This window comes from Pseudomonas sp. P4_C4, assembly GCF_056402055.1.
In genome coordinates this window covers 42,845-63,596 of the sequence record NZ_JBFUID010000038.1, presented here as the reverse complement: position 1 = coordinate 63,596, position 20,752 = coordinate 42,845, and the positions used below count along the sequence as shown (strand labels likewise).

The window sequence follows — 20,752 nt, the reverse complement described above, 5'->3', positions numbered from 1 at the left end:
ATCTTTTGATCTTGCTTTTGCGATCTGGATATTGCTGAAGATCAAGATCAAAAAGATCGTCCGAACGCGGCCCGAACTTTCGGCAGTCCCTACAGATATTTCGTTATATGTGTTCCCCGGAATTCCGTGAAGCACCTAAATTTTTGATGTGAGCTTCGTCCCTACAGGGAGGCACGGTGCGCGTGGGTATGCGCAGCTGTAGCCATCGTTTTTTCGATCAGGAGCGAGCGTGATTATTTCCAGCCAGTTAACCAGGTTGAGCCTGGCGGGTGTGACTCTGGGTTTGAGCCTGGGGCTGAGCCTTGGGGCGAGCGCGAGCGGTACGCCTGCGCAAGCGAGCGCGGACATCCGCCGCACCAGTTTCGGCGTGCCGCACATCCGCGCCGACAACGAGCGCGGGCTCGGCTACGGCATCGGCTATGCCTACGCCCAGGACAATCTGTGCCTGCTGGCCAACGAGATCACCACGGTGAACGGCGAACGCTCGCGGTATTTCGGGCCGGATCAGTTCACCGTTGAGGAGCGTGAGAACCTGGTCAGCGATGTGTTTTTCACCTGGCTGAACACTCCGCAGGCGGTCGCCGGTTTCTGGCAGGCCCAGACCCCGCCAGTGCGTGAGCTGATTGAAGGCTATGTGGCGGGGTACAACCGCGCCTTGAGCGAACGTCGCGCCCAGGGTTTTCCGCCGCAGTGCCAGGGCGATTAGGTGCGCGACATCACGGCAATGGATCTGGTCAAGCTGACCCGGCGCCTGTTGGTCGAAGGTGGCGTCGGCCAGTTTGCCGAAGCCCTGGCCGGTGCCACGCCACCCAAAGCCGTGGCCCAGGCGGCAAACGCGCAGCCGGCGTTCCAGGTGGCCGCGACGCGGATGCAGCGCTTTGCCCTGGACCGGGGCAGCAACGCCGTCGCGGTCGGCAGCGAGCGTTCTTTCAACGGTCGCGGCATGTTGCTGGCCAATCCGCACTTTCCGTGGGGGGGCGGCATGCGTTTTTATCAGATGCACCTGACCATTCCCGGCAAGCTGGACGTGATGGGCGCGGCATTGCCCGGCCTGCCGGTGATCAACATCGGTTTCAATCAACATCTGGCCTGGACCCACACCGTGGATTCGTCCAAACACTTCACGCTGTACCGCCTGCAACTGGATCCCAAGGATTCGACCCGGTACCTGCTCGACGGCCAGTCCTTGCCGATGGACAGGCAGACCCTGACCGTCAACGTCAGTGTCGACAAGCTGGCGCAGTGCAGCGATCCGCGGATCGGCCTGCAGATGATCATCCTTGACGGTTCCAACAGCGCCTGTGCCTGGGACATCGACCCGCAGGCGCCACAACAGGGTATCTATGCGGCGGACAAGTTACCGCAATTGCTGCGCAAGGATTTTGTCCAACACTCCAACACTCCAACAATTCGGCCTGGATGGCCAACCCGGCGCAACCGCTGACCGGCTATTCGCCGCTGATCAGCCAGGATGGCCAGCCATTGAGTTTGCGATCACGTTTTGCCCTGGAGCGTTTGAGTACCTTGATCCAGGTCGGGGCGGCGGATTTACAACACATGGTCATGGACGATCAGGTTTATCAGGCGAATCAAATGATGCCGGACCTGCTGCAATTCTGCGCGGCGGATCTCGGTGCCGATGCAAAAACGCTGACGCCACTGTGCGCCAGCCTCAAGGCATGGGACCGCAAGGCCAACCTCAACAGTGGTCTGGGTTTTGTGCATTTCCAGAATGTCATGGAGTCTTTGGAACAAGTGCCGGACGTATGGCGCGTGGCGTTCGATCCTCCGGACCCGCAACAGACTCCGCGTGGACTCGCGGTCGATCACCCGGACGTAGCGATGGCGCTACGGGCAGCGATGCTGGCTTCGGCTGAACAGGTCAAGGCGTCAGGTCTCAAGCCGGACAGCCGTTGGGGCGATATCCAGGTGGTCAGCAGCGGCGGGAAACAGACGCCAATCCACGGCGGACCGGGGACGCTGGGCGTCTATAACGCCATCCAGAGCGTGCCGCGCAGCGATGGCAAGCGCGAAGTGGTCAGCGGCACCAGTTACCTGCAAGTGGTGACCTTTGACGAAAACGGACCACAGGCCAAAGGGCTCCTCGCGTTCTCGCTGTCCAGTGACCCGGCCTCGAAGTTTTCACGGGACCAGACGCAGGCCTTTTCCAGGAAGCAATGGAGCGTGCTGCCCTTTACCGAGCAACAGATCCTGTCCGATCCGAACTATCAGGTGCAGACGATTCGTCAGCAGGATGCAAAGGTGACTGCGCAGTAAGGTCGTGGAACATTGCATGAACGCTGAAGGCCGCACCCCGCAAGGGTGGCGGCCTTTTCAGCTTTTCGGGGATGTTTGCGGAATCGCGTTGACCACCAGATTGCCGTTCTGGTTACGGGTCAGGTAGACCGGCAGGACCCGCGGCAAGGACTTCACCAGGCCGTTGATCTCTCTGATGTTGTAGATGCCGCCGATATGGATCGAGCCGGTGCTGTTGTCAGCGACCATCAACGGTTTGTCCAGGTAGCGATTGATCAAGGGCAGTGCATCGCTCAGTGCCAGATCGTCGAGTACCAGTTTGCCCTGGCGCCAGGCCAGCGAACTGTCATTGTCATAGGTCTGGCTGACGCGGGGAATGAAGTCGCCGTGGCGATAACCGGCCTGCATCGCCGGGTCGAGGCGCAAGCCGTCACCGGGCTGGCCGGCGTTGCTGCTGACCAGTACCGAGCCTTCGATCAGATTGACCTTGACCTGGTCTTCATACATCCAGACGTTGAATTGGGTGCCGGTCACGCGAATCCGGCCTTCGGCGGCCTTGACCACAAACGGGTGACGGGTGACATGGCTGACATTGAAAAAGGCTTCGCCTTTTTTCAGCGTGACTTGCCGTTGATCCTTGTAGTTGCTGTAGGTCAGCTCGCTGCCCAGGTTCAGTTCCACTTGGCTGCCGTCCTTCAAGGTGACCGTGCGAACATTGTCGGTCGCTTCGAAATGCTGGTACGCGTTCGGTACCCAGCCCAGGTGCCAGCCGCCATAACCGGCCAAAGGCAGTGCCAGTGCGCATATCGCCGCGGCAATACCCAGGCGCCGCCACGGGTTTTCCGGTTGAGTGCGAACCAGAGGCACGACGGGCTCGGGACGCGGCAGGTCGCCAGCGACATCCCAGATCTCCAGCATCGCTTCGTACTCGAAGGCGTGGAGCGGATGCGCATCACGCCATTGCTCGAACGCCTGGCGCTCTTGCTCGGTGCAGTCGTTGGCGTGCAAACGCATACACCAATGCGCAGCGGCATCGGTGATGGCGTCGTATTCGGCTTCCGAGAGCGTGTGGTCGGTCATTGGCCCATCCTGATTTCGTGCATTCTAACCTTGGGGGAAGTCTGCGAGAACATCAGTCATGGCATTTAACCATCAATGTGTAGTTTTTTTTCAACGCTTCGGCTCTGGAACACCTGCAGTCGGGTAGCAGTATCCATAGGGGCGCGTGAAAAAAAGATCAAAATACGTACTGCTGCGCAGATCCGGAGATCTGCGCGTTATTACGTCGGGATCAGGTATCAGTGGTCGAAGTGACCGGCACCGGGTCCAGTTGTCGGCCCATTTCGCAGATCAAAAAGGCGATCGAGTTGGCATTGTGCAAAATGACGTCGGTTCGGAACTTCGAATCCTGCCCATTCAAAAAAGCTTCCCGTGCCTTCTCCATGGTCTTGCTGCCAGTGAGCCGCAGAATGGCTTCGCCGACGTGATCAGCGCCCGGAATCGAATCCAGGCTGATCCACGTTTGCAGCCCACTGTTCCAGCGTGCGAACAATTCTGCCTTGGGTGTTTCCATCGACAAGGCTACTCGCTGGAAGTCCAGCTGAGACTGTTTCAATTCTGCGCCATAGGTGGTGATCGGTGCGATCAGATCGCTAAACGGTCGCCTGGCCTCAAGGTATGCAATGTCCACGGCCCCGGAAAACAAATGAGCGAACTCGTGTATCAGCGTCGCGGCCTGGCTGTGGCCGTCGACGTCGAAGGGTTGTGTCAAACAGGATTTGTACCAGTCGAGTTGTTGATCGAAGAATCTTTCCGTGAAATGCACATTGCGCTGTTGATCCTTGTCCAGGACAAACGCGATGAGGTTTGCTTTCGGGTCCCTGTTTGAACCCACGATAAAGCGTTGCGAGTTCATCAAGTCTTCATCGGGATCGACCAGTGCGTTGCAGATGGGAACGATGGCCTTCTTGATTCTATCGAGCAGCCCTGTGTCGACCTGGCTGACACCAAAGAAGCCCTTGAGGAACGTATCCAGTCGTGTGCCCGGCAGAAGTTTGCGCAGTTGCACCAGGTTGTGCAGGCTGTTGAACGCGTAATAGCGAGCCATGTCGATGGCCTGCACGATCATGCGGGCTTTTTCGGGATGTTTCGCGTGGATTTCCTCCATCCCCCGGGCCTCGATATTCAGCACATCCCTGGCAACAACGGCGTTGGCAAACTGATTGTGCATTTTCGAGAGGGCTTTGCCGAAGTGGACGGTGTGGGTGTCCGGGTCGATCACCAGTTGCTTGTCAGGCGTCGTCAGTAACACGGGGCCTTCTTCTTCGCCTTTGACCATTCGCCAAACCGCTCCGGTCTTGTTCACGCCGTACACCTTGCCGGCAATGGCGGCGAAGGTTTTCCGGCTGGCCGCTTCGAGATAGGTGCCGTCAGTGCGGTTTTTCGTCAGGTTCTTCAGTTCGACGGTGGTTTCGAACGGTTGCAGTCGTGTACGCAACGGTGCTGTCGAACGGACCTGCGACCAGGCTTGCGCAATCACGGGGGTGGCAATCGGTTGAGCGATGGCTTCACCGGTTGCCTGGGCGCTGTCGGCCCATCCTTCAAGCGATAACCGGCCCAACGTCACGATCTGCACCGCACCGGCAATAAAATCCAGCAATGCAGTTTTCCAGTGATGGTCCTGCAGCGCTTCGGCCGAGTTTCGCGCGTCCTTGTAGGCATTCCACAGAAACTGTAGATACGCGAGTTTGCCCGGTAACAGTCCCGAAAAGAGATTGATTCCGGAGCTGAACAGGTGTTTGACAGCCTCCCAGTCCGACTGGCCTGAAACATGCGACTGGCTGCCGAGCAATCGTGTCAGCAGTTGGGTGTTGTCATGGAAAAAACGGGTGAGTACGTTGCCGCCGATGGGGTTGGACGCAAGCGTCATTTCGCTCAACTGGCCAATGGTGGATTCGAACAGGTTGCGAAACACTGTCTGCTCACTGTCTGGCAGGCGACGTATCAACATTTCCTGCAAGAGTCCCGGCGTGTTGAACGCCGAGACAACGCTGGCCTCATTTTCAAACTCTACAAACGGTGAGCCTCCGGGATGGTAGGGGGCATAGAGAATTTGTGGGCCTGTGTTGCCACCGCCAGGGCCGATCAGGTAAAGGCCCAGCGCTTTGACGGCGGCGGCGCCGGTTGTCTTGATCAGTTCCAGTGGCCGGACAATCGCATGTGCTCCCTGAACAATAGCCCGGGCGATGGCGTCCGGCATGTCCAGTACCTGGCGAAGCAAATCGAAAGCACTACCGGACAGCCGTTGCCGCAGCTTGAGTTCGTGGGCGTGTTGCAGTAGTTGCCAGGGCAGTTGTTTGACGAAACGCAGCATTCGGTTTTCGACGTCAGCTGCTTGATTCGACAAGTTGTCGGTGACCTGTCTGGCGTAGTTTTGCGCGATGTTCAATGACAGCAACAATTGACGGACGGCCGCCTGATCCAACCCAGCGGGCAGGGCTTGAAGGGTTGCCGAGCTGACTTTGAACCCGGTGCCCTGTGCGATGTTGACATGGTTCAGGGCGAACTCAGTGAGGCTCCTTGCGGGGCCGACCAGGGCCAGGTGGGGGGTGATTTCGATGTTGTCGGGGTCCAGCGTTTTTTCAGGGAAGCGGCTGCCGAGCAATGACGTCAACGTCTCATGCACATACGACCTGAGGGGTTTGATCCCGTGCAAATAGTCTTTGTCCTCATCAACGCTGTTGCGGTATTGCTCCAGCAATTCAAGGTGCTGACGCTGGTCTTCCAGCGGAGCCATTCCAAGCCAGGCGGGCAGGGACTGCTGCCGGCTGATCGCACGGGCAATCGAGGTGGCTCTTTGCAGGTTGGCGTTGAAGGCCGCTGTGCTCAGGGATTTCAGGGCTTTATTCTGCTTCGTTTCGCTCAGCTCGAAGGTGCCTACGTGTTCGCAGCGAGCCAGAAAGTGCTCGATTGACGATTGCGCGACCCGCTCCAATACAGATCCTTCAATCAGCCGCAGCGGTCCCAGTGAGTAGCGTTGGTGAAAGACGCGCTGGGTGGGGGTGAGGTTGTCCAGCAGCGCCAGGCGTTGTCGTGGGTCGAGCAGGCGGCGGTTCAGTTCCAGCCGTGCACGACTGATGGTGTCAAAGACTTCCAGGCCCTCGGCGGGTGTCCACAGGATCGTCCGGCCGGAATGCGAGGCGTCGAGCCCGCCACGCTCGGTCAAGAGCAAACAATGGGCCAGGGGCAGGACATCGCGCTGAGCGGAGCACTCCAGCGTCAATGAATAGGCATCGGGCCGGAAGCCCTTGAGTGACAGACGGCTCTGCCGGTCTGCCTGATCCGGGTTGAATACCGTTTCGACAATGGCCCGGTCCGCATCCCGCAGTGTCGCGCTGAGCCTGCGCAGACTGGCCTCGCCCCGGATGCCGACGGAAAGCGCATGGGCCAGGCGGGTTTTCATGTTTTCCAGATAAACCCGTTGCAAAGCCAGCGAAGCGACCGGTTGCGCCGCAAAATCTGCGTTGATCAGTGTTTCGATGTCGCTGAAGGTCTTGGCGAAAGCTGCCGCGGTATCCGCCAGCACCGCGGAAGGATGCTGATCGCCGGTTAACGCGGGCCGTGTGCTCCAGCGTCCGTCGGTCTCCAGTGTCAGCAGCCGCTCGCTGATCATCGAGCGGATATCCAGCGCCTTGTCGAACAGGGCGTGGATGTTCACGGTACCGTCACTGTGACGGAACACCTGCAGGGCATATTCCATGTTCTGCAGTTGCTTGGTGACGATCGCGTCGAAGAGCTTGTGGAAGATCGCGCCGGAAATCACTTCCCCGGTCACATTCGGCCGGTCAAAACCGATGAAGCGCTGGCGTTCGTCCAGGCTCAGCAGGCCATAGAGTTCATCCTCGTGACCGGCCGCGCTGAACTTGCTCAGCACCGTATCGCGCAAGTCCTGATAGTCCTTGAGCACCTGCAGGCCTCGGGTGGGTGTGTAGAGAAACGCATCGCTGGCGCTGACCATCAGTGAGCCGGCCAACTCAACATAGTTGGCCCGGTGCTCCCACAGACACACGGTTTCGACCGTCATTGATTGGTTCGCCCGGCTGGCCGTCGAGATCAACGCATGCAAATCCTGGCTTTGCTCCGGGGTGATGATCCCGGCTTCGCGCTTGAGCAGCAGTTGCACTCGCGCCTGATCGGCAATGGCCCGGCCGAAGAATGCGCGACGCGATGCACCATCGACACTCGCCGCAGCCCAGAAACCTTCGAGCTGCCTGACCAGCAGGCTGACGAGTTTGCGCGAGATCGTGGTGACGGCGGCTTCCCAGATTGGCTGGTCGGCTTTTGCCGAGGGTTTTTTCGGATGGGAAAATTCATGGGACTGTCCGGACGGCCAACGCTGATGGCGATAGTGCAGGAGTACCGCGTCACTCAGGGACAGGGAGTTGACCCAGCGTCGCGTCGGATGGCTTTCTCCAGCGCTTTCTTGTGTTGTTGCCAGATAGAAATTCACCTGGGTCTGGCTCTGGTCCAGACCGGGAAAAGTTCTAGCCAGCTGTTCACTGAGCAATGCCTCGAGCAGCGACGTCAGGGACGGCAGCGCTTTGAGCTCATCGAGCAGGGCCTGGTCATTGAGTTGCTGATGGCTGGAGAGGGTGCTGCGCTGGTCCTCGAACACGTCGCCTTCGATGGTTTGAAAGTCCGGCTCGATGGTCACGGCGTCCACCACCGTCCTGCGTTGAGACAGCGCCATGAAGGCCAGCAGATTATCGTCTTCGTCGGCCGCTTTGAGTTGTTTCACCAGCTGTTCGGTCAGGGCCGAACGGTCAGTGAACTTCTGTATCCCGGCGTACGGGGTGTAGAGAATCACGCCGTTGTCATCGGGTGTCGCGGTCAGCAAAAAACTGCCGGCCAGCGCCAAATGTTCCAGTCCCGGTATTTTCAGCAGGATTTTTTTCGCCAGCATGGGCGGCGTCTGCTCATCGCGCAGGGCCTGGCTGGCCAGTTCGATATGGCTGAACCATTCGAAGTCCTTTTGCGTCAGCCCGTGGGTTTTGCCAAGTTCTCTCCAGAGGCCGGGCAACGACAGTGCCTCGGGGAAAAACAGCGGAGTTAAAGATGCAGGCATCGTCGAGTCTCGTTCAAGGTGCCATTCAAGGGCGCCTGTGGATTGAGTTTCGAGACTAAAAGCCGGCGGGATGATGCAGGCGGTAAATAGATAACGCACGGGCCGTGGGCATTCGTGACACGCATATACCTGATTGACCCTGAGCGAAAGGTTGACAGGTCGCTCGCCGCGCGTTGTTAATCGGCGGGTCTTTGTACGCTGTTGTTCCCTCCAATAATTAGTCTGGAGCTTCAGATGTCTGCGCCACACGATCACACGTCTACTGCGATCTCGTCACACCTGTCATTCGAAGCGCTGAGCGCTTTGCTGGAGAAGATTTTTCTGCGTCACGGCACGTCGGCCGACGTTGCCCGGGTGCTTGCGCAAAACTGCGCCGGTGCCGAGCGCGACGGCGCGCACAGTCACGGGGTATTCCGGATTCCGGGTTATGTTTCGACGCTGCAAAGCGGCTGGGTCAATGGCCAGGCCGTTCCGGTGGTCGAAGATGTGGCTTCAGGGTTTGTGCGGGTCGATGCCGCTAACGGTTTTGCGCAACCGGCCCTGGCGGCTGCACGTGGACTACTGGTGCAAAAGGCCCGAAGTGCCGGCATTGCGGTGCTGGCAATCCGTAACTCGCACCATTTCGCTGCCTTGTGGCCGGATGTCGAGCCCTTCGCCGATGAAGGCCTCGTGGCCTTGAGCGTGGTCAACAGCATGACCTGCGTGGTGCCCCACGGCGCCGACCGGCCGCTGTTCGGCACCAACCCGATTGCCTTCGCTGCGCCGCGGGCCGATGGCGCACCGATTGTCTTCGACCTGGCCACCAGTGCCATTGCCCATGGCGATGTGCAAATTGCCGCACGCGAGGGCAAACGCTTGCCGGCAGGGATGGGCGTGGACAGCCTCGGCCAGCCGACCACAGACCCGAAAGCGATTCTTGAGGGCGGTGCGTTGCTGCCTTTTGGCGGGCACAAGGGCTCGGCATTGTCGATGATGGTCGAGTTGCTCGCGGCGGCACTGACCGGCGGCAATTTTTCCTTCGAATTCGACTGGAAGAACCATCCCGGCGCCAAGACGCCCTGGACTGGCCAATTGCTTATCGTGATCGACCCGGGCAAAGCGGTGGGGCAAAGCTTTGCCGAGCGCAGCCAGGAACTGGTGCGGCAAATGCACGGCGTCGGTTTGAAGCGTTTGCCCGGTGACCGGCGTCACCATCAACGCGCCAAATCACAGGTCAATGGCATTGAGCTGGATGCGCAGACGCTGGCGAACTTGCGGGAGCTGGCAGGGGAGTGATCCGAGGTAATGGCAAATAATGTCTGATTAACGCAACCCCTGTGGGAGCAAGCCCGCTCCCACAGGGTTCAGTGTTTGCCCGTGCTTAGCGACGGCCCAGCAACAACCCCACCACCAGGCCGAACCCGGCAGAAATCGCCACGGTTTGCCATGGATGCCCGCCGATATAGGTTTCAGTGGCCTCGACCGCGGGCAGGGTCCGGTCGCGTACGCTGCTCACCGAATCCCTGGCCTGCTGGAGTTTCAGGGCGATTTGTCCGCGAAGGGTCTCCGCTTCTTCCCCGACCAGCGAGGCGCTGCTTTTCAGCAGCTTTTCCGACTCTTCGATCAACGATTGAAGCTCGCTGAACGCTTGATCCTTGATTTGATCTTCGGCGGCTTGCGCGGCGGTTTTGCGGGCCATTGAAGTACTCCTTGCAGGTAAGTGGATAGTGAACAATGGAGTCAGTCGCCGTCGGAAAAGTTGCAGCTATTTTGCCCGGAGAGGCCATCTTGCTGAAAAACCGGCGCAGGACATTTCGTCCTACAGTGTAAGATGTCGCCTATTTTACGCAGCAGGAAATTCCCATGAGCTTCAATCTGGCCGACAAACCCCTCGCCGAGCGCGCTGCGCTTGAAGACGAGAAATCCCGTCTGTTCGAACTCTGGCAAAACAACCTGGGCAAAGCCAAGGGCGAGGCCGCACGGTTGTTTGGCGAACGGGCCAAACGCAAAGGCAAATGGGCCGAATGGGTACGCGCCGAACTGGACGGCATGTCGCCTCCGGAATTCGCCAACATGGTGCGCAGTGAAGTCAATCGCCTGATGGCGGCCAAGTAGGAGCTGCCGAAGGCTGCGATCTGTTGATCTTGAGCTTGATCTTGTTGCGCAGCAGTCGGCGAAAAGAAAACATCAAAAGATCGCAGTCTGCGGCAGCTCCTACGAGAAACTCGCGACAATAGCCTCGCGCACTTTCAACACCACCGGGTCGAGCTGGGTACTGGTGCGCCAGCCCAGCTCGATCGGGTAACGCGGCAACGCCAAAGGACAGGGCAGCAACGCCAGTCCGCTGAGCGTTGCGATGCTTTGGGCGGCATGGGCCGGAATGGTCGCCACGGCCTGGCTGCCTTTGAGCAAATGCGGCAACGCGGCAAAGTGCGTGGTCGAGGCGCACACCCGTCGACTGAGCCCCAGCGCCGCCAATCCTTCATCGGTAATCCCGATAAAACCGCCGGACGACACCAGAATGTGTTCGCGGGCCACAAACTCCTCAAGGCTAATGCTCTGCTGATTCTCGACCAGGCTCGACGGGTCCACCAGGCACAGATAGCCACCTTCCCCCAGCACCTGACGGCTGAGCAGCCGCTCGGCAAACCCGCCCGCGGTAATCGCCAGGTCAATGCTGCGCTCCATCAACGCCTGGGCGACGATCTGGCTGTGGGTCTGACGGAAAATCAGGCGCAATTTCGGCGCGCACCGGGCGATTTCCTCGATCAGCCGCCGGCCGTAGGCAATCTCGAAATCATCTGACATTCCCACGGTGACCGAGCGACCTTCGTACTGTTGTGCGGCCGGATCGACCATCGCCAGGCTCTGCCGGCATTTGTTCAGGGCATCACTGACCACCGGTTTGAGCTGATTGGCCTTGAGCGAGGGAGCCAGGCCGCGTCCGGTGCGCACGAACAGTTGATCGGCATACACCTCGCGCAACCGACGCAAGGCTGCGCTGACTGCCGATTGCGTCACGCCCAGGCGCAAGGCGGCACGGCTGGCGCTGGACTCCTCGTGCAGCGCTTCGAAGACTTTGAGCAGGTTGAGGTCGACGTCGGTGATATTCATTTGGCTCATATCATTCAGCAGTGAATCGGTCTTTATTGATGATCATGTGAGGCCGGAGAATGAGCAACCCCTGATGCGAATGGAGTTTGCGAGATGCCCAAATCAATCGTTGCAGCCCTGCAAATCGGCGCCATGCCCGGTGGCAAGGCCGACACCCTGGAACAGATCCTGTCCTATGAAAACGCGATCATCGAATCCGGTGCCGGGTTGGTGGTGATGCCCGAAGCGCTGCTGGGTGGTTATCCCAAAGGCGAGGGCTTTGGCACGCAATTGGGCTATCGCCTGCCGGAAGGTCGCGAAGCCTTTGCCCGCTATTTTGCCAATGCAATCGACGTACCCGGCGCGGAAACCGAGGCGCTGGCGGCGCTGTCCGCGCGCACCGGGGCCAATCTGGTGATCGGCGTGATCGAGCGTGCGGGCAGCACGTTGTACTGCACCGCGCTGTACCTCGATCCGCAGGCCGGGCTGGTGGCCAAACACCGCAAACTGATGCCCACCGGCACCGAACGGCTGATCTGGGGCAAGGGCGATGGCTCGACCTTGCCGGTGATCGACAGCCAGGTCGGGCGCGTCGGTGCGCTGGTGTGCTGGGAAAACATGATGCCGCTGCTGCGCACGGCGATGTACGCCAAGGGCGTGGAGGTGTGGGGCGCGCCGACCGTGGACGAACGGGAGATGTGGCAGGTCAGCATGCGCCACATCGCCCATGAGGGACGCTGTTTCGTGGTCAGTGCCTGTCAGGTCCAGGCATCGCCGCAGGCCCTGGGCCTGGACATCGCCAACTGGCCGGCGGATCGGCCGTTGATCGCCGGCGGCAGCGTGATCGTCGGTCCCATGGGCGACATCCTCGCCGGACCGTTGCGTGATAGCGCCGGTCTGCTCACTGCACAAATCGACACCGACGACCTGGTACGCGCCCGTTATGACTTTGACGTGGTCGGCCACTACGCCCGCCCGGATGTGTTCGAACTGACCGTGGACGAGCGCGCCAAACCCGGAGTGCGCTTCATCGCTTGATGCCCTGCGGGCTTTGGCCAAAGCAGTCAGACAACTTGATAGCTTTGACCATTGCCCGCCACCCCGCGCAGAGCGAGTATTTCCCTGTTGATTACGGTTCCCCCCAACCTAATAAAAACACAAAGGGATTCTGGCAATGCGCGATTACTTGTCTGCTACTGCTCAGTTCAATTATCAGCACACCGTCGACGCCGCACTCGCAGGCGATCTGACGGCCCTCAACGCCTGTGTCGAATGCTGTGACCGGCACGCCTTGCCGGGTCGCATCGCGCTGTTCTGGGAAGGACGCGACGGCACCGGTGCGACGTACACCTTCACCGACTTGCAGGACAAGGCCGCGCGTTTCGCCAACTACCTGCTGGCCCAGGGCGTGAAGAAAGGCGACAAGGTCGCCGGCCTGTTGCCACGCAATATCGAACTCTTGATCACCGTGTTCGCCACCTGGCGCATCGGCGCGGTGTATCAACCGCTGTTTACCGCGTTCGGCCCCAAGGCCATCGAGCACCGCCTGGGCTGCTCTGGCGCCAAGGTGGTGGTGACCGATGGGGTGAACCGGCCGAAACTGGCCGAAGTCGCCGATTGCCCGACCACGGTGACCGTCACCGGCCCCAAAGGGCAGGGCCTGGTTCGCGGCGATTTCAGTTTCTGGGCCGAACTGGCCAACTATTCCCCCGACTGTGAACCGGTGCTGCTGACCGGGGAAGATCCGTTCCTGCTGATGTTCACCTCGGGCACCACCGGCCCGTCGAAAGCACTGTCGGTGCCGCTCAAGGCCATCGTTGCGTTCCAGAGCTACACCCGCGATGCGGTGGATCTGCGCCCGGAAGACGCGTTCTGGAACGTCGCCGATCCGGGTTGGGCCTACGGCATTTATTTCGGTGTCACAGGGCCGATGTCCATGGGTCATCCGATTACTTTTTACGATGGCCCGTTCACCCTCGAAAGCACCTGCCGGGTGATCAACAAATACGGGATTACCAACCTCACCGGTTCGCCGACGGCCTACCGTTTGCTGATTGCCGGCGGCGAAGAATTCGCCAGATCGATCAAGGGCAAGCTGCGTATCGTCAGCAGCGCCGGCGAGCCGCTGAACCCGGAAGTGATCCGCTGGTTCGCCGACAACCTCGGCGTGGTCATCCACGACCATTACGGCCAGACCGAACTGGGCATGGTGCTGTGCAACCACCACGGCCTGGAACATCCGATTCACATGGGCGCCGCCGGATTTGCCTCGCCGGGCCACCGTATTGTAGTGCTGGATGACGAATACCAGGAACTGGGCGTTGGCCAGCCGGGCATCCTGGCCATCGACCGCAGCCAATCGCCGATGTGCTGGTTCGCCGGCTACGAAGGCGGGCCGACCAAGGCCTTTGTCGGCAACTATTACCTGAGTGGCGACACCGTCGAGTGGAACCCGGACGGCAGCATCAGCTTCGTCGGTCGCAGCGATGACGTGATCACCACCTCCGGCTACCGGGTCGGTCCGTTCGACGTGGAAAGTGCGCTGATCGAACACCCGGCCGTAGTCGAGGCCGCAGTGGTCGGCAAACCCGATCCGGAGCGCACCGAACTGGTCAAGGCCTTCGTCGTGCTCAACCCGCAATACCGCGCTGAACCTGCGCTGGCCGAAGAGCTGCGCCAGCACGTGCGCAAACGTCTGGCGGCGCACTCGTACCCCCGCGAAATCGAATTTGTCAGCGAATTGCCGAAAACCCCAAGCGGCAAATTGCAGCGCTTTATCTTGCGCAACCAGGAAATCGCCAAGGCTCAAGAGGCCGCGGCGAAGAACCTTCCAGCTTGAATCCAGGGAAACAATGATGCAGATCGAGAACAAGATTTTTATCGTCACCGGTGGCGCTTCCGGCCTCGGTGCCGCCACCGCCGAGGTGCTGGTTAACGCTGGCGCGAAAGTGATGCTGGTGGACATGAACGCCGAGGCCGTTGCAGCCCAGGCCCAGCGCCTTGGCGCGCACAGCGTGGTGGCGGACATCAGCGACGAAGCGGCGGCCGAAGCTGCGGTGCGGGCGACGGTCAAGGCCTTTGGCGGCCTTAATGGCCTGGTCAACTGCGCCGGCATCGTGCGTGGCGAGAAGATTCTCGGCAAGAACGGTCCACACGCACTGGCCGGTTTCAGCCAGGTGATCAACGTCAACCTGATCGGCAGCTTCAACATGCTGCGTCTTGCGGCAGCGGCGATTGCCGAGACCGAAGCGGATGCCGATGGCGAGCGCGGCGTGATCATCAACACCGCGTCTGCTGCGGCCTATGACGGTCAGATCGGTCAGGCGGCTTACTCGGCGTCCAAGGGCGCGATTGTCAGTCTGACCTTGCCGGCGGCCCGTGAGCTGGCGCGTTTTGGCATCCGTGTCATGACGATCGCCCCCGGCATCTTCGAGACACCGATGATGGCCGGCATGACCCAGGAAGTCCGCGATTCCCTGGCCGCCGGCGTGCCGTTCCCGCCACGCCTGGGCAAACCGGGCGAGTATGCCGGGCTGGTCAAGCATATTATTGAAAACAGCATGCTCAACGGCGAGGTGATCCGTCTCGACGGTGCCTTGCGCATGGCCGCCAAGTAAGGAGGATTTGTCATGACTATTTCCAACGATCCGATTGTAATCGTCAGCGCCGTCCGTACCCCGATGGGCGGTTTCCAGGGCGAACTGAAAAGCCTGACCGCGCCGCAACTCGGCGCGGCAGCCATCAAAGCAGCGGTGGAACGCGCTGGCGTTGCCAGCGATTCCGTCGACGAAGTGTTGTTCGGCTGCGTACTGCCGGCAGGCCTTGGCCAGGCACCTGCGCGTCAGGCAGCGCTGGGCGCGGGGCTGGATAAATCGACCCGCTGCACCACCCTGAACAAGATGTGCGGTTCCGGCATGGAAGCGGCGATTCTGGCCCATGACATGCTGGTGGCGGGCAGTGCCGACGTCGTGGTCGCCGGTGGCATGGAAAGCATGTCCAACGCGCCTTACCTGCTGGACCGTGCCCGTGCCGGCTACCGCATGGGCCATGGCCGGGTGCAGGACTCGATGTTCCTGGACGGCCTCGAAGACGCCTACGACAAGGGCCGCCTGATGGGCACCTTCGCCGAAGACTGCGCCGAAACCAACAGCTTCAGCCGCGAAGCCCAGGACGCCTTTGCCATCGCCTCGACCACCCGCGCGCAACAGGCGATCAAGGACGGCAGCTTCAAGGCCGAAATCGTCCCGCTGACCGTGACGGTGGGCAAAGAGCAGGTTGTGATCAGCAATGACGAGCAGCCGCCAAAAGCCAGGCTGGACAAGATCGCTTCGTTGAAACCGGCGTTCCGCGAAGGCGGTACGGTGACGGCGGCCAACTCCAGTTCGATCTCCGACGGTGCCGCCGCGCTGGTGCTGATGCGCCAGTCGCAGGCGCAGAAACAGGGCCTGAAACCCTTGGCGGTGATTCATGGCCACGCCGCATTCGCCGACACCCCGGGTCTGTTTCCAGTGGCGCCAATCGGTGCGATCAAGAAATTGATGAAGAAAACCGGATGGTCGCTCAATGACGTCGATCTGGTGGAAGTCAACGAAGCCTTCGCCGTGGTCGGCATGGCCGCGATGACGCATCTGGAAATTCCCCACGAGAAGCTCAACGTGCACGGCGGTGCTTGCGCCCTGGGCCACCCGATCGGGGCTTCCGGTGCGCGGATTCTGGTGACCCTGCTCTCGGCCCTGCGCCAGAAAGGCTTGAAGCGTGGCGTCGCGGCGATCTGTATCGGCGGCGGTGAAGCGACGGCCATGGCCGTGGAATGCCTGTATTAAGGCCAGCGCCCCTTGTAGGAGCGAGCTTGCTCGCGAAGGACGTCAACKATGACGAGGGCTGCCTGGATGAATGCGGCGCTCTCAGGCCCTTCGCGAGCAAGCTCGCTCCTACAGGGGGCAATTAAACTTCAAGGATTCACCATGATCCCCAATGACGACCAACAACAAATCCGCGACATGGCCCGGGACTTTGCCCAGGAACGGCTGAAACCGTTCGCTGCCGAATGGGACCGCGAGCATCGCTTTCCCAAGGAAGCCATCGGCGAGATGGCCGGGCTGGGCTTCTTCGGCATGCTGGTGCCGGAGCAGTGGGGCGGTTGCGACACCGGTTACCTGGCCTACGCCATGGCGCTGGAAGAAATCGCCGCCGGCGATGGCGCCTGCTCGACCATCATGAGCGTGCACAACTCCGTGGGCTGTGTGCCGATCCTCCACTACGGCACGGATGAGCAGAAAGAGCGCTTCCTCAAACCGCTGGCCAGCGGTGCGATGCTCGGCGCTTTCGCCCTGACCGAACCCCAGGCCGGTTCCGACGCCAGCGGCTTGAAAACCCGTGCGCGCCTGGAAGGCGATCACTACGTGCTCAACGGCTGCAAGCAATTCATCACCTCCGGGCAGAATGCCGGAGTGGTGATCGTGTTTGCGGTGACCGATCCGAGCGCTGGCAAACGCGGCATCAGCGCCTTTATCGTGCCGACCGATTCGCCGGGCTACACCGTTGCGCGGGTCGAGGACAAACTCGGTCAGCATGCGTCCGACACCTGCCAGATTCTCTTCGAAGACGTGAAGGTGCCGGTGGCCAACCGTTTGGGCGAGGAGGGCGAAGGCTACAGGATTGCCCTGGCCAACCTTGAAGGCGGTCGCGTCGGCATCGCTTCGCAATCGGTGGGCATGGCCCGCGCGGCGTTCGAAGCGGCTCGCGACTACGCCCGTGAGCGCCAGAGTTTCGGCAAGCCGATCATCGAACACCAGGCCGTGGCCTTCCGCCTGGCGGACATGGCGACCCAGATCGCCGTGGCGCGGCAAATGGTGCACTACGCCGCGGCCCTGCGTGACAGTGGCAAACCGGCTTTGGTCGAGGCTTCGATGGCCAAGTTGTTCGCCTCGGAAATGGCCGAGAAGGTATGCTCCTCGGCGCTGCAAACCCTCGGCGGTTATGGTTACCTCAACGACTTCCCGCTGGAACGGATCTACCGCGACGTGCGGGTCTGCCAGATCTACGAAGGCACCAGCGATATTCAGCGCATGGTCATTTCGCGCAATTTATAAGAAGGAGAGAATCTGTGAACTACGAAACGATTTTGCTGGAAACCCACGGCCGCGTTGGCCTGATCACCCTCAACCGTCCACAAGCGCTGAACGCGTTGAACGCACAGATCGTCAGCGAACTGAACCAGGCCCTCGATGGCTTCGAGGCTGACTCGAACATCGGCTGCATCGTCCTGACCGGTTCGAAAAAAGCCTTCGCCGCCGGTGCCGACATCAAAGAAATGGCGGAGCTGACCTATCCGCAGATCTACCTCGACGACCTGTTCAGCGACAGCGACCGCGTAGCCAACCGCCGCAAGCCGATCATCGCGGCGGTCAACGGTTTCGCCCTGGGTGGCGGCTGTGAGCTGGCGCTGATGTGCGACTTCATCCTGGCCGGCGACAACGCCAGATTCGGTCAGCCGGAAATCAACCTCGGGGTGTTGCCGGGCATGGGCGGCACCCAGCGCCTGACCCGCGCCGTGGGCAAGGCCAAGGCCATGGAGATGTGCCTGAGCGGGCGCCTGATCGATGCCGTGGAAGCGGAGCGTTGCGGCATCGTGGCGCGGATCGTGCCGAGCGATGAGTTGCTGGATGAAGCGCTGAAAGTCGCGGCGTTGATCGCCAAAAAGTCGTTGCCGATTGCGATGATGGTCAAGGAAAGCGTCAACCGTGCCTTTGAAGTGAGCCTGGCCGAAGGCGTGCGCTTTGAGCGTCGGGTGTTCCATGCGGCGTTTGCCACGCAGGATCAGAAGGAAGGGATGGCGGCGTTCATTGCCAAGCGGGACGCCGAGTTCCAAGGCAAGTGATGTTAACGCCATTTTGAGCAAGCCTGCTCCTGTAGGAGCGAGCTTGCTCCGGGCGGCGATCCGACGAAAAACCTGAGGGCACCGGGTTGATTCAGGTGCCCCGCGTCATCGTTGACCTCCATCGCGAGCGAGCTCGCTCCTACAGGGCTTCACACCAGGTAGTTCTTCAGTTCGCGGGCAATCACCATCCGCTGAATCTCGCTCGACCCTTCGTAGATCTGCGTGATCCGCGCATCCCGGTAGTATTTTTCCACCGGATAATCTTCCAGGTAGCCATAGCCGCCATGAATCTGAATGGCGGACGAGCACACCTTCTCGGCCATTTCCGAGGCAAACAGCTTGGCTTGTGACGCCTCCGACAGGCAGGGTTTGCCGGCCGTGCGCAGGCGCGCGGCGTGCAGGATCAGCAACCGCGCGGCGTTCAACTGCATGTGCATGTCGGCCAGCAAATTGGCGATGCTCTGGTGTTCATTGATCGTCTTGCCAAACTGCACCCGATCACGGGAGTAGGCCAGCGCCGCTTCGAACGCCGCGCGAGCAATGCCGAGTGCTTGAGCTGCGATGCCGATTCGCCCGCCTTCGAGGTTGGACAAGGCGATGGCCAGACCCTTGCCGCGTTCTCCCAGCAAATTGGCCTCGGGGATGGTGCAGTCGTTCAGAGTGACCGCGCAGGTGTCGGAAGCACGGATGCCCATTTTGTGTTCGGTGCGATCGACGATAAAACCGGCGGTATCGGTCGGTACCAGGAACGCCGAGATGCCACGCTTGCCCAAATCCGGATCGGTCACGGCAAACACAATCGCCAGCTTGGCCCGCTTGCCGTTGCTGACGAATTGCTTGGCGCCGTTGAGCACCCACTGGCCGTCGCGCAGTTCGGCGCGGGTGCGCAGGTTGTGTGCCTCGGAACCGGCCTGGGGTTCGGTCAGGCAGAAGCAGCCGATGACCTTGCCGCTGGCCAGGTCCGCCAGCCAGGTCTGTTTCTGTTCTTCGCTGCCGTAGTTGAGCACCGGCCCGCAGCCCACGGAGTTGTGGATGCTCATGAAGGCGCCGGTAGCACCGTCGCCCGCGGAAATCTCTTCTACCGCCAGGGCGTAGGCCACGTAGTCGACATAGGTGCCGCCCCATTCCTCGGGCACAACCATGCCCAGCAAGCCCAGTTCGCCCATCTTCGCCACCAGACCGTCATCGATCCAGCCGGCCTTTTCCCAGGCCTGGGCATGGGGCGCGATTTCGCCACGGGCAAAATCCCGGGCCATGTCGCGGATCATGACTTGCTCTTCGCTCAATTCGATATCGTGCATGGCTCAGCTCTCGCTCTGGTCAAACCCGCTGAAGAAGCTCGCCACGTGTTCGGCGTCCAGTGCCTCGAGGGTGGGCGGGTTCCAGCGGGGTGTCTTGTCTTTGTCGATCAGCAAGGCGCGCACGCCCTCGATCAGGTCGCCGCGCTCGAACCACTGGCGGTCCAGATGCAGTTCAAGGGCGAAACATTGTTCAAGTGGCAGCTCGCGTCCGCGACGGAGCATTTCCAGAGTCACGGCCATGGCCAGCGGCGAGCGGGTTTCCAGCAGGTTGGCGGTGGTGACCGCCCACTCATGGCTGTCGGCGACCGTTACCTGACGCAGTTGCTTCACAATACTCGGCACATCGGGTTGGGCGAAGAAGTGGTCGATGGCCGGGCGCAAGGTCGCCAGTGGCGCATCTGGCAGTTGCTGCACGGCGAGTGTTGCCAACAGGCCTTGCAGGTCCTTGAGCGGCGTGTCGTGCCATTCGAGCTGGTCGAGTTTTTCGTCCAGGGCGCCCAGCTTGACGCTTTCCAGGTACCAGTCGGCCAGACCGCAATACAGCGCATCGGCGGCGCGAATTTGTACCCCGGTGACACCGAGGTAAATCCCCAGTTCACCAGGGATGCGCGGCAGGAAGTAACTGCCGCCGACGTCCGGGAAGTAGCCGATGCCGACTTCCGGCATCGCCAGGCGGCTTTTTTCGGTGACCACGCGCAAGTCTGCGCCTTGCACCAGACCCATGCCGCCGCCGAGGACAAAACCGTCCATCAGGGCCAGCACCGGTTTGCGGTAGTGGTGGATCGCGAGGTCGAGGGCGTATTCCTCGACGAAGAAATCTTCGTGCAGGGTGTCGCCGCTTTTGAAGCTGTCATGCAGCGAGCGAATGTCGCCGCCGGCACAGAAGGCTTTTTCCCCGGCACCACGCAAGACCACGGCATGCACTTGCGAGTCCTGGGCCCAGGCGTCGAGCTGGCGGTGCAGGTTGAGCACCATGTCCAGGGTGAGGGCATTGAGGCCGGCGGGGCGGTTGAGGGTCAGATGACCAATGTGGTTGCGCACTTCGGCCAGCACATCGTTGTGCATGGCATCCATGAACTGCGTCCCCTTCGATGAAACCTGAGCAGTCATCACTAACTC

At 60.7% G+C, this 20,752-nt stretch carries 14 protein-coding genes and 1 pseudogene; 9 read left to right on the top strand and 6 right to left on the bottom strand.

Annotated elements, in window-relative coordinates; translation table 11 throughout:
* Positions 1–229: 229 nt before the first annotated feature.
* Positions 230–2,277 (top strand): annotated as a pseudogene (locus AC1DXW_RS19955) (penicillin acylase family protein).
* A gap of 57 nt (positions 2,278–2,334) precedes the next feature.
* Here AC1DXW_RS19955 and AC1DXW_RS19950 read toward each other — a convergent pair.
* Together AC1DXW_RS19950 and AC1DXW_RS19945 are read right to left on the bottom strand one after the other, a co-directional pair.
* Positions 2,335–3,336 carry a FecR family protein gene (locus AC1DXW_RS19950; RefSeq protein WP_477754242.1) on the bottom strand — a complete coding sequence of 334 codons (1,002 nt, stop codon included), beginning with the start codon at positions 3,334–3,336 and terminating at the stop codon, positions 2,335–2,337.
* A gap of 211 nt (positions 3,337–3,547) precedes the next feature.
* Positions 3,548–8,380: a dermonecrotic toxin domain-containing protein gene (locus AC1DXW_RS19945; protein WP_477754241.1), complete on the bottom strand. Its 4,833-nt coding sequence runs from the start codon at positions 8,378–8,380 to the stop codon at positions 3,548–3,550.
* A 234-nt stretch (positions 8,381–8,614) separates the two neighbouring features.
* Between AC1DXW_RS19945 and AC1DXW_RS19940 the strand changes: the two genes are divergently transcribed.
* Positions 8,615–9,655, top strand: coding sequence for an Ldh family oxidoreductase (locus tag AC1DXW_RS19940; RefSeq protein WP_477754240.1), 1,041 nt, complete (start codon positions 8,615–8,617; stop codon positions 9,653–9,655).
* Positions 9,656–9,740: 85 nt separating this feature from the next.
* On the opposite strand, the gene AC1DXW_RS19935 is transcribed toward AC1DXW_RS19940, so the two are convergent.
* Positions 9,741–10,058 carry an ElaB/YgaM/YqjD family protein gene (locus AC1DXW_RS19935; protein ID WP_477754239.1) on the bottom strand — a complete coding sequence of 106 codons (318 nt, stop codon included), beginning with the start codon at positions 10,056–10,058 and terminating at the stop codon, positions 9,741–9,743.
* 164 nt (positions 10,059–10,222) lie between these two features.
* Between AC1DXW_RS19935 and AC1DXW_RS19930 the strand changes: the two genes are divergently transcribed.
* Positions 10,223–10,474, top strand: coding sequence for a hypothetical protein (locus tag AC1DXW_RS19930; protein WP_007983592.1), 252 nt, complete (start codon positions 10,223–10,225; stop codon positions 10,472–10,474).
* 99 nt (positions 10,475–10,573) lie between these two features.
* On the opposite strand, the gene AC1DXW_RS19925 is transcribed toward AC1DXW_RS19930, so the two are convergent.
* Entirely contained in the window at positions 10,574–11,482 is a 909-nt protein-coding gene (locus AC1DXW_RS19925) for a LysR family transcriptional regulator (protein ID WP_477754238.1), read from the bottom strand.
* An 84-nt stretch (positions 11,483–11,566) separates the two neighbouring features.
* Here AC1DXW_RS19925 and AC1DXW_RS19920 point away from each other — a divergent pair, with 84 nt between their 5' ends.
* The 6 genes from AC1DXW_RS19920 to AC1DXW_RS19895 all read left to right on the top strand — a co-directional run bounded on the left by AC1DXW_RS19920 (position 11,567) and on the right by AC1DXW_RS19895 (position 18,332).
* On the top strand, positions 11,567–12,490 hold the full coding sequence (locus AC1DXW_RS19920; protein WP_477754237.1) for a carbon-nitrogen hydrolase family protein: 924 nt from the start codon (positions 11,567–11,569) through the stop codon (positions 12,488–12,490).
* A 136-nt stretch (positions 12,491–12,626) separates the two neighbouring features.
* Positions 12,627–14,291 carry an AMP-binding protein gene (locus AC1DXW_RS19915; protein WP_477754236.1) on the top strand — a complete coding sequence of 555 codons (1,665 nt, stop codon included), beginning with the start codon at positions 12,627–12,629 and terminating at the stop codon, positions 14,289–14,291.
* 16 nt (positions 14,292–14,307) lie between these two features.
* Complete coding sequence (locus tag AC1DXW_RS19910; protein WP_477754235.1) at positions 14,308–15,069, top strand: SDR family NAD(P)-dependent oxidoreductase; 762 nt, start codon at positions 14,308–14,310, stop codon at positions 15,067–15,069.
* Between the two features lie 12 nt (positions 15,070–15,081).
* A complete protein-coding gene (locus AC1DXW_RS19905) occupies positions 15,082–16,275 on the top strand; it encodes an acetyl-CoA C-acyltransferase (protein ID WP_477754234.1) in 1,194 nt (397 codons plus the stop codon).
* Positions 16,276–16,416: 141 nt separating this feature from the next.
* Positions 16,417–17,544, top strand: coding sequence for an acyl-CoA dehydrogenase (locus AC1DXW_RS19900; RefSeq protein ID WP_477754233.1), 1,128 nt, complete (start codon positions 16,417–16,419; stop codon positions 17,542–17,544).
* A gap of 14 nt (positions 17,545–17,558) precedes the next feature.
* The gene (locus AC1DXW_RS19895) at positions 17,559–18,332 is read left to right on the top strand and encodes an enoyl-CoA hydratase (RefSeq protein WP_477754232.1); all 774 of its coding nucleotides are present in this window, start codon (positions 17,559–17,561) and stop codon (positions 18,330–18,332) included.
* 149 nt (positions 18,333–18,481) lie between these two features.
* Here the strand turns inward: AC1DXW_RS19895 and AC1DXW_RS19890 are convergent, their stop codons facing one another.
* Positions 18,482–19,633 (bottom strand): acyl-CoA dehydrogenase family protein, encoded by a 1,152-nt coding sequence (locus AC1DXW_RS19890; RefSeq protein WP_477754231.1) that lies wholly within the window; start codon positions 19,631–19,633, stop codon positions 18,482–18,484.
* A gap of 3 nt (positions 19,634–19,636) precedes the next feature.
* A complete protein-coding gene (locus tag AC1DXW_RS19885) occupies positions 19,637–20,743 on the bottom strand; it encodes an enoyl-CoA hydratase/isomerase family protein (RefSeq protein ID WP_477754230.1) in 1,107 nt (368 codons plus the stop codon).
* Positions 20,744–20,752: the final 9 nt, after the last annotated feature.

What these genes read in the sequence shown, in the direction of transcription:
- AC1DXW_RS19935 (WP_477754239.1), bottom strand. Translation starts at nt 10,058, where the DNA reads ATGGCCCGCAAAACCGCCGCGCAAGCCGCCGAAGATCAAATCAAGGAT.
- AC1DXW_RS19890 (WP_477754231.1), bottom strand. Translation starts at nt 19,633, where the DNA reads ATGCACGATATCGAATTGAGCGAAGAGCAAGTCATGATCCGCGACATG.
- AC1DXW_RS19940 (WP_477754240.1), top strand. Translation starts at nt 8,615, where the DNA reads ATGTCTGCGCCACACGATCACACGTCTACTGCGATCTCGTCACACCTG.
- AC1DXW_RS19910 (WP_477754235.1), top strand. Translation starts at nt 14,308, where the DNA reads ATGCAGATCGAGAACAAGATTTTTATCGTCACCGGTGGCGCTTCCGGC.
- AC1DXW_RS19905 (WP_477754234.1), top strand. Translation starts at nt 15,082, where the DNA reads ATGACTATTTCCAACGATCCGATTGTAATCGTCAGCGCCGTCCGTACC.
- AC1DXW_RS19885 (WP_477754230.1), bottom strand. Translation starts at nt 20,743, where the DNA reads ATGACTGCTCAGGTTTCATCGAAGGGGACGCAGTTCATGGATGCCATG.
- AC1DXW_RS19925 (WP_477754238.1), bottom strand. Translation starts at nt 11,482, where the DNA reads ATGAGCCAAATGAATATCACCGACGTCGACCTCAACCTGCTCAAAGTC.
- AC1DXW_RS19915 (WP_477754236.1), top strand. Translation starts at nt 12,627, where the DNA reads ATGCGCGATTACTTGTCTGCTACTGCTCAGTTCAATTATCAGCACACC.
- AC1DXW_RS19950 (WP_477754242.1), bottom strand. Translation starts at nt 3,336, where the DNA reads ATGACCGACCACACGCTCTCGGAAGCCGAATACGACGCCATCACCGAT.
- AC1DXW_RS19945 (WP_477754241.1), bottom strand. Translation starts at nt 8,380, where the DNA reads ATGCCTGCATCTTTAACTCCGCTGTTTTTCCCCGAGGCACTGTCGTTG.
- AC1DXW_RS19930 (WP_007983592.1), top strand. Translation starts at nt 10,223, where the DNA reads ATGAGCTTCAATCTGGCCGACAAACCCCTCGCCGAGCGCGCTGCGCTT.
- AC1DXW_RS19900 (WP_477754233.1), top strand. Translation starts at nt 16,417, where the DNA reads ATGATCCCCAATGACGACCAACAACAAATCCGCGACATGGCCCGGGAC.
- AC1DXW_RS19920 (WP_477754237.1), top strand. Translation starts at nt 11,567, where the DNA reads ATGCCCAAATCAATCGTTGCAGCCCTGCAAATCGGCGCCATGCCCGGT.